Origin of the sequence: Armatimonas sp. (genome assembly GCF_031410135.1) — a bacterium.
GTDB lineage: Bacteria > Armatimonadota > Armatimonadia > Armatimonadales > Armatimonadaceae > Armatimonas.
Map to the genome: position 1 here is coordinate 1 of NZ_JANNYP010000574.1, position 6,872 is coordinate 6,872.

The window sequence follows — 6,872 nt, forward strand, 5'->3', positions numbered from 1 at the left end:
ACCGATCTGGATATTCCCGGAGGGCCTCGCTGGGCACCGAGCGGCAACGGGCTGGTTATCAGTTCCTATCGGACGATTAGCTCCGGCAGCGGGGGAAGCACGCGACGCTCCGCTATACTCCGCGTGGGACTCGACGGCTCCAGCGAGGAGATCAAGCCCAACATCCAGCCGGAGCTTCCTGGCTTCGAGCCGGACGTCTCGCCCAATGGCGGCAAGATCGCCTTCACGGGGGTGTCCGGCGGCTCGTTTAAGATCTGGACGATGGATCTCGACGGCGGCAATCCCCAGAAGATCGAGGCGGTCAACTGGCAGTCCGGGCCGCGTTTCTCGCCCGATGGGAAACAGATAGTTTTCCAGCAACACCGCAGCTCGGGAACGCGCAAGGATCTCTATATCGCCTCCGCTGACGGCAGCGAAGCCAGGATGCTAGCGTCCAGCCCGACCGCGTCCAATCCGGCGAGCCCGTCCTGGTCTCCCGACGGCAAACGAATCGTCTACGCGATGAACGGCGGCTTCTACTCGATCAAGACCGACGGCTCGGACAACACGCAGTTGTTCCCCAATCTTGGTGCGCCTGCGACACTGGGCGAAATCAACTGGAAATAACCTCACAAATCCAAAAAGGAAAATGAAAATGAAAGTTAGACGACATTTATTGGGCCTCTCTCTAGTAGCGTTCGTGCTGGTTTCATTGGCCGGTTGTGGTGGCGGAGGCGGGAGCGCGGCTCCGACGAGCGAGCTTCTTACGGGTGGCTCTTCCAAAATATGGAAGGTCTCGCTGATAGATGCAAATCGGAACTTCAGCGGCGGGGACGACGATCGGAATACCTACACAGCATGCCCGAATAGCTATAGCCGGACAGCAGGCGGTGCGGCCTGGGCATGCGGCGCGACCGACACAATTACATTCCATCAAGATCGGCGGGTGACCTACAGCGTCGGGGCCACTCCGGGAGCCGGAATCTGGAGTCTGAAAGGCTCTACCCTCACGCTTGCCTTCGACGGCAGCACGATCACCGACCGAGTCGAGGTTCTCAACAGCGGAAGGCTCGTTCTGCGCCGGATCAATCGCGTCGCTGGCGGCGTAACGGACACAGCAGAGGCGGAGAGCGCCTACGTCATCGTCAATCCCTAAAAACAAGAAAGCAAAACAACATGAAACAAGTACTTTTTCTGAGCGCGGCGGCGCTTGCACTGATCGCCCTGACCGGCTGCGGAGGCGGAGGCGGGAGCGACGAGCCGGATATCACACGCGAGCAGCTCACGAGTGACTGGAGGATGTCAACGATTCGCGGCAACGCAAACTACGAGGGCGGAAGTGCGGACGCGACGTGCCCAGTCACGCTCAAACAAATCAAAAATCCGAGCCTCTTCGTTCGCTGCGGCTCGAAAGACGACATCGTGATACGCGACAACGGGACGGCGACGTATCTCGGCGTGAGCGCTACTTGGTCGCTCAGCGGCTCCACGATAACACTTGATCTCGGGAGCACGTTCGGGATAGTCACTGTCAGCGTCACTCCCGAGCCCGAGGTTGCCGGTCAGCCCAAGCGCCTCCGTCTACGGCAGCTCAGCCGTGTGGTGAAGGGCGTACGCAACACCGACGAAGACGGCGTGGAGATTGTCATCAACGATCTATCAACCTAAGCCTCTACGGTCTCTACGGTGTTGTACGGGCGAGGGCGAGGGCTTCTTTGAGCGTGAGTGCCTCGCCCTCAGCCCAGAGCTTCGTGAGCGTAGCTTCGTCGAGCCGTATGGCAAGTTTTGCGCGGATGTCTTCAATCTCGTCCGCATCTTCGTCGGTGAGAGGACGTACTTCCCGCATCCAGGTTGCGGACGCCGCCGCAATGAGCCTTGCCGCACGCTCTGGCTCGCCGAGCTCAAGAAACGGCAGAGCGAGATTCCAGAGCACGAGGATCAGATTGTGACGATCTCCCAATATCTCTTCCATGTCGAGACAGGCAAGGCCTGCTTGTATCGCTTCGTCCCAGCGGCCCAAGAACCCCAGAATCTCAACGGCGTTGCTCTGAGCGAACTTATACGTCATCGGATCCTCTGCTCGTTGCGCAAGCTCCGTGGCGGTTTGGTAGAGCCGTAGCGCTTCCTCGTAGTTTTTCCGTCGTCTCTCAAGGAGTCCACGGTGGATATACAGATGACGTTGCCCGGAATCGTCGAGGGCGTAGAGCTGCTGCGCCTCATCAAAAATCGCTTCCGCATCCTCAAAGTCGGGCGTCTGGCAGAGCAGCCCCCCCTTCATGCCAAGTGTCTCAGCACGGATGAAGGAGTCGGTCGTGAGGCAGAGACAGCGCTCGATGAGCGCAAACGTCTTCTCTTTTGGCGCATCAAACAGGCCAATATGTGCCTGACAGCTCAAGGTTTCCGCCAGAAGTGCATCGGGGGCACCCGCATCTTCCAGCGCCGCCGCTATCTCATCCATCAGCGAGAGCGCCTTGGTGCGCTCGTTGGCTCGTAGGAAAGTCTCGGCGAGGCGGTGCGCCGCGAGCATTCGGAGGCGTGGGTCGGTACACGGAAGCGCCAGGGTTCGCTCCAGCATGTCACGCGCCTGAGTACCTAACAGGCCGGTGACATTGAAGGCAAGGTGAGGAACAAAAGCATGTGCACTCTCCCCATCGTCGTCTTCGAGAGCATATCTCCAGGCAGTTACGGTGTTCTGGTCACGGTGCGAGCGGGTCAAGTAGTGCTTGCGAAAGAGCACCCGCGCCTCGGAGCCATCGCTCAGGCGAGACACCGCGAACTCACGCACTGTTTCGAGCATAGAGTAGCGTGTCTGGCCCGACACTTTGTCCGACGCGCTCTGCACCAGCGAGTCGGTAACAAGCGCTTCCAGGCGCTCCCGCGCGTCTGGGTAGCCCGTCACAGCGGCGGCATCGGCGGCGCTAAACGGGGCACGAAAGAGAGCAAGATTTGCCAGAAAGCGCTGCTGGGAGCCCGGAAGAAGCCGCCAGCTCCAGTCCAGCGCAGCGGCAAGCGAGCGGTGCCGGTCGTCCTTGTCGCCCCGAAGCCCCGTGCGAGCCAGCCACTCAAAGCGCGTCTGTAGCTCCTGACGCATCTCCGAAACCGAGAAGGCACGAATCCGGGCGGCGGCCAGCTCCAGCGCCAGCGGGATTCCCTCCAGCCCCTGACAGACGGCAAGCACATCCGCACGGTTGCCCTCGGTCAGATGAAAACCAGGGCGCGTCGCTTGAACCCGATCCAGAAAGAGTGCCTGACTTGCCTCCGTAGAGAGCGACTCCAGTGGAAAGAGACGCTCGCCTGCAATGCCGAGCGCCCGCCGCGAAGTCACCAGAAGCGTGAGCTGAGGAAGTCGTGCCAGCAAGACCTCCACCAGCTCCGCACCGCCCGAGTCCACGAGCTGCTCAAAGTTATCCAGAATCAGCAGCGCGGGAGCATCGGTCAGCGCCCAGGCAACTTGCTCCAGCGGGTCGGCACTGACGGCGGGTAGCCCCAGCACATCACGAATCCGCCCCGGAATCTGTCCCGCAACAATGCACTCCCCCAAGCCCACGAAGGCAGAAATAGCAAACGTTGACCCGGTGCTCCGTAGAATCTCCACGGAAAGGCGCGTCTTACCCGTGCCGCCCAAGCCCGTGAGCGTGACCAGCCGGGAGCGGGTGAGCTGCTCGGTAATCGCCTCGCGTTCGGCCTCGCGCCCGAAGAAGGCCGTGAGGTAGGGCGGAAACGAGAGGCCATCTCCCCGCCCCTTCGGGCCATCTCCCCGGCTCGTTCCTCGCCGACCCTCTTCCCGATCCGCTCGTACCTCGCCGGAAGAGGGTGTAGAGAGCACGGAGGGTAGGAGTATTTCCGCGAGGGCTTCGAGGCGGTAGCGTTCTTCGATAATCCAGTCGTCGTAGAGGCCGGGGAGTAGCTCGCCGGTGTAGAGCGTGCGGGCCGTGGCGAGGTCTTTGTGCTTCAGCGCTTGCTCGAACTGGGCCACATCGGTGGTAATGGCATCGGGATTGATGCGAACCGAGAGCCGATCCGCGATAAGCACACTGCCTGCTGGCAGGCCCAGTTCCAGAGGCTGACGGAGAGTACGGAGCGTGTGACGGAGCCGAACCTGGGCCACTTCCCGCTCGACCTCGGGCCAGAGTAGCTCGATAAGCTCCTCGCGCGGGTGGGTTCGCCGTGGGAAAAGCGCAAGCCGGGCAAGCAGTGCAATCGCCCGTGAGCTCTCAAAGCGAGTGAGGGCCTTGCCCTCACGAGTCGCGCTCACGCTACCAAGAAAAGTAATCCGCCAGCTCACAAAAAACAGTGTAACACAGAAGTACCTCACGCTGGCCTCACGGTCGCTCTGTAAGCTTCTGGGTAACTCAGGAGGTTGAAAGATAATGCGACGAAAAACGATTCTGGTAGCACTGTTTGCGATGACAATAACGGCACTCATAGGCTGTAGCGGCGGAGGGACGCCCGACACCAACCCGACTCCGAGCCCTTCCCCAACGCCAGGGGGCAGCACTTTTCGGACGATCCTGACCGGAACCGGCAATAGCGTGACACTGACGACAAGAAAATGGTACGTACTCTCGCTACGCCCGAACAGTTTCTTCAAAGGCACCGGGGGGGATCAGCCCTGCCCGGTGACCATCGATAGCAAGGACGGCGCGTCCGAGGCAAGCTGCAGCTCGAAAGACTACGTTGAGTTTCGCTCTGATTCCACTCTGCGCGAAGGTACTGACGGCGGCGCGGCGGATGCGTTCGGCGGATCGTGGGGCCTGGCCAGCAATACGCTCACCATCGTCGTTGGAACCGGCGGAGAGCGCGTCGAGACGAAGTTCACGCTCCTTGAAGAGAGTGCGGTGGGTGGCAAGCGGCGTCTGCGCTTCGTGACAATTTCAAAGACCCAGGAAGGCAGCAGCAGTCTGGACCCCCAACAACCGGGCAACGAGTTTGTGCTGGAGGAAGTCCTGTGAATCCCCGCCGCGGGCGAGCCGCGTGGTCCCTGGTCGGTCTGCTCGCCCTCGGCGGGCTAATGGTAGGTTGTGACGATGGCGGCGAAGACGAGGTACCCCCCGCAGCTACGGAAATAACGACAGTGAGCGATTCGAGAGGAGCGACGGAGATGGAGTGGGAGACAAAGACCGACCCGGTAGAAGAATCGTTTACCATCGAGCTACCCAAGGGCTGGAAGAACGACGCTTACATGAAGCGCAAAGGCATCATCACGGTGCCCATCGCCACTAGCGAGAGCCCGGATGGTGCGGCGGCTCTGTTCTTTGGCGACCCCAAGCTGCCCACGTTTATCGAACCGCAGGCCATGCTGCCTCATCAGCACAACGATCCGAATGTGAAGGGCCAGACCTACACCCCCGCCGAGCGCTTTCTGCCCACGTATCTCAAGAGCCGCTTCGCTAAAGTTCCCGGCTTTCAGATTATTGGCGTTACTCAGGAACCCGAGCTGGTGGAGAAAAACCGAGCGATGGCCGAGAAACAAGGAGTATTCCTGTCCCGCCTCGACTCGGCGCGTGTTGATTTCACCTTCCGTGATGGTGATAAAACCCGGCATGGTGCGATCTACAGCACGACATTTAGCGTTGGCACCATCTGGATGGCATCGGTGGCGGGCATCGTCAGCAACGACGAACCACAGAATCTCAAGACCGCGCTCTTTCATATTATGGAGTCCCAGAAAACAGCCCCTGCCTGGAAAGAAAAAGAAAAGCAGGCGGCAGCAGACCGGCAGCGCCAGCATGAGTACATCATGGCGCAGATCGCCCGAAACACGGAGCAGCTTCGGGTCAATCACCAGAACAACATGGCGAACCTGAACGGAATGGCCGTGCGCCACCAGGCACGGATGGACGCGATCCATGCCGCCGGGGACGCGTCTATGGCAGCCTACAAAGCCCGAGATGCTGCCAGCGATAACAACCACCGAGGCTTCCTCAACTACATCAATGAGGAGAACACCGTGGCCGGGCCGAGTGGGCGCACCTTCCAGGTGGAGAATAAATACGAGCGCTACTATATCAATAAAAACGACAACAGCTACATCGGGCTAAAGGGCGGCACAACGCTCAACGAATTGAACGGCATCAATCCCGGTGACTACGAGGAAGCAAAGGTACTACGATGAAACAGGCGATTTTTTTATGCGCGACAACACTTGCGCTGATGACTCTTGTGGGTTGCGGAGGAGGAAGCGGTGACTCAGAAACGGGCGATGTGACACGCAATCTTCTGGCTGGAACCACGGAAAAGACATGGCGGCTAGTGGCGATCAAGGGGAACGCCACCTACACCGGCGGCGGAGTGGACACTCCGTGTACCGCATCGCTGAAGAAGACGAGCAACACCAAGATTAGCTTCTCCTGCGGCACAGCAGAGATGATTGTACTGCGCGACAGCGGGACATTTAACTATCGTGGTGTTGGTGGCGTCTCCTGGGTACTGAGTGGCTCCACCGTCACGCTCGATATCGGAAGCTTTGGCATCCTCACCGGCGCGATCACCGTTGAGCCCACAGCCGTAGGCGCAGCAAAACGGCTACGCGTGCGGCAGGTCAGCCGAACCACCAGCGGCGTCCGCAACACCGACGACGATGGCTGCGAGCTGATCATTGAAGAGCAAGGTTAAGAAGTCTCTTCAGATAATTTCTTCAAGGCCAGAAGCTCATAGAGGTGGCTCTGAGTCAATCCCAGCTTCTTGAAAGGCACACACTGCCTGTCCGAGCTTATCGGATGAGGGTAATGCTTCGTCTACGTGCGTACTCCCTCATGGTTCGCTCATTTTTTGTGGCGGTAAAACAGATTGCTCCACCAGGCGAATGTACACCTCTGGCAAAGAATCCAGCAGTTTAAGAATACGTTGTTGCAAAAGGTTTAAGGCAGTCACATGACGCAAAACTTGACCCG

At 59.5% G+C, this 6,872-nt stretch carries 7 protein-coding genes; 6 read left to right on the plus strand and 1 reads right to left on the minus strand.

The window, feature by feature from the left end:
- The 3 genes from RMO15_RS21165 to RMO15_RS21175 all read left to right on the plus strand — a co-directional run.
- Positions 1-606: hypothetical protein (locus tag RMO15_RS21165; RefSeq protein WP_309716732.1), on the plus strand; the 606-nt coding region annotated here is incomplete at its 5' end.
- 28 nt (positions 607-634) lie between these two features.
- A complete protein-coding gene (locus RMO15_RS21170; protein WP_309716734.1) occupies positions 635-1,135 on the plus strand; it encodes a hypothetical protein in 501 nt (166 codons plus the stop codon).
- A gap of 20 nt (positions 1,136-1,155) precedes the next feature.
- The gene (locus RMO15_RS21175; protein WP_309716737.1) at positions 1,156-1,647 is read left to right on the plus strand and encodes a hypothetical protein; all 492 of its coding nucleotides are present in this window, start codon (positions 1,156-1,158) and stop codon (positions 1,645-1,647) included.
- A 13-nt stretch (positions 1,648-1,660) separates the two neighbouring features.
- Here RMO15_RS21175 and RMO15_RS21180 read toward each other — a convergent pair whose 3' ends face one another.
- The gene (locus tag RMO15_RS21180) at positions 1,661-4,264 is read right to left on the minus strand and encodes an NB-ARC domain-containing protein (protein ID WP_309716740.1); all 2,604 of its coding nucleotides are present in this window, start codon (positions 4,262-4,264) and stop codon (positions 1,661-1,663) included.
- Between the two features lie 85 nt (positions 4,265-4,349).
- Between RMO15_RS21180 and RMO15_RS21185 the strand changes: the two genes are divergently transcribed.
- The 3 genes from RMO15_RS21185 to RMO15_RS21195 all read left to right on the plus strand — a co-directional run bounded on the left by RMO15_RS21185 (position 4,350) and on the right by RMO15_RS21195 (position 6,594).
- A complete protein-coding gene (locus tag RMO15_RS21185) occupies positions 4,350-4,931 on the plus strand; it encodes a hypothetical protein (protein WP_309716743.1) in 582 nt (193 codons plus the stop codon).
- Positions 4,932-5,053: 122 nt separating this feature from the next.
- Positions 5,054-6,094 (plus strand): hypothetical protein, encoded by a 1,041-nt coding sequence (locus tag RMO15_RS21190; RefSeq protein WP_309716746.1) that lies wholly within the window; start codon positions 5,054-5,056, stop codon positions 6,092-6,094.
- Positions 6,091-6,594: a hypothetical protein gene (locus tag RMO15_RS21195; protein ID WP_309716749.1), complete on the plus strand. Its 504-nt coding sequence runs from the start codon at positions 6,091-6,093 to the stop codon at positions 6,592-6,594. The genes RMO15_RS21190 and RMO15_RS21195 overlap by 4 nt, the downstream gene beginning before the upstream one ends.
- Positions 6,595-6,872: the final 278 nt, after the last annotated feature.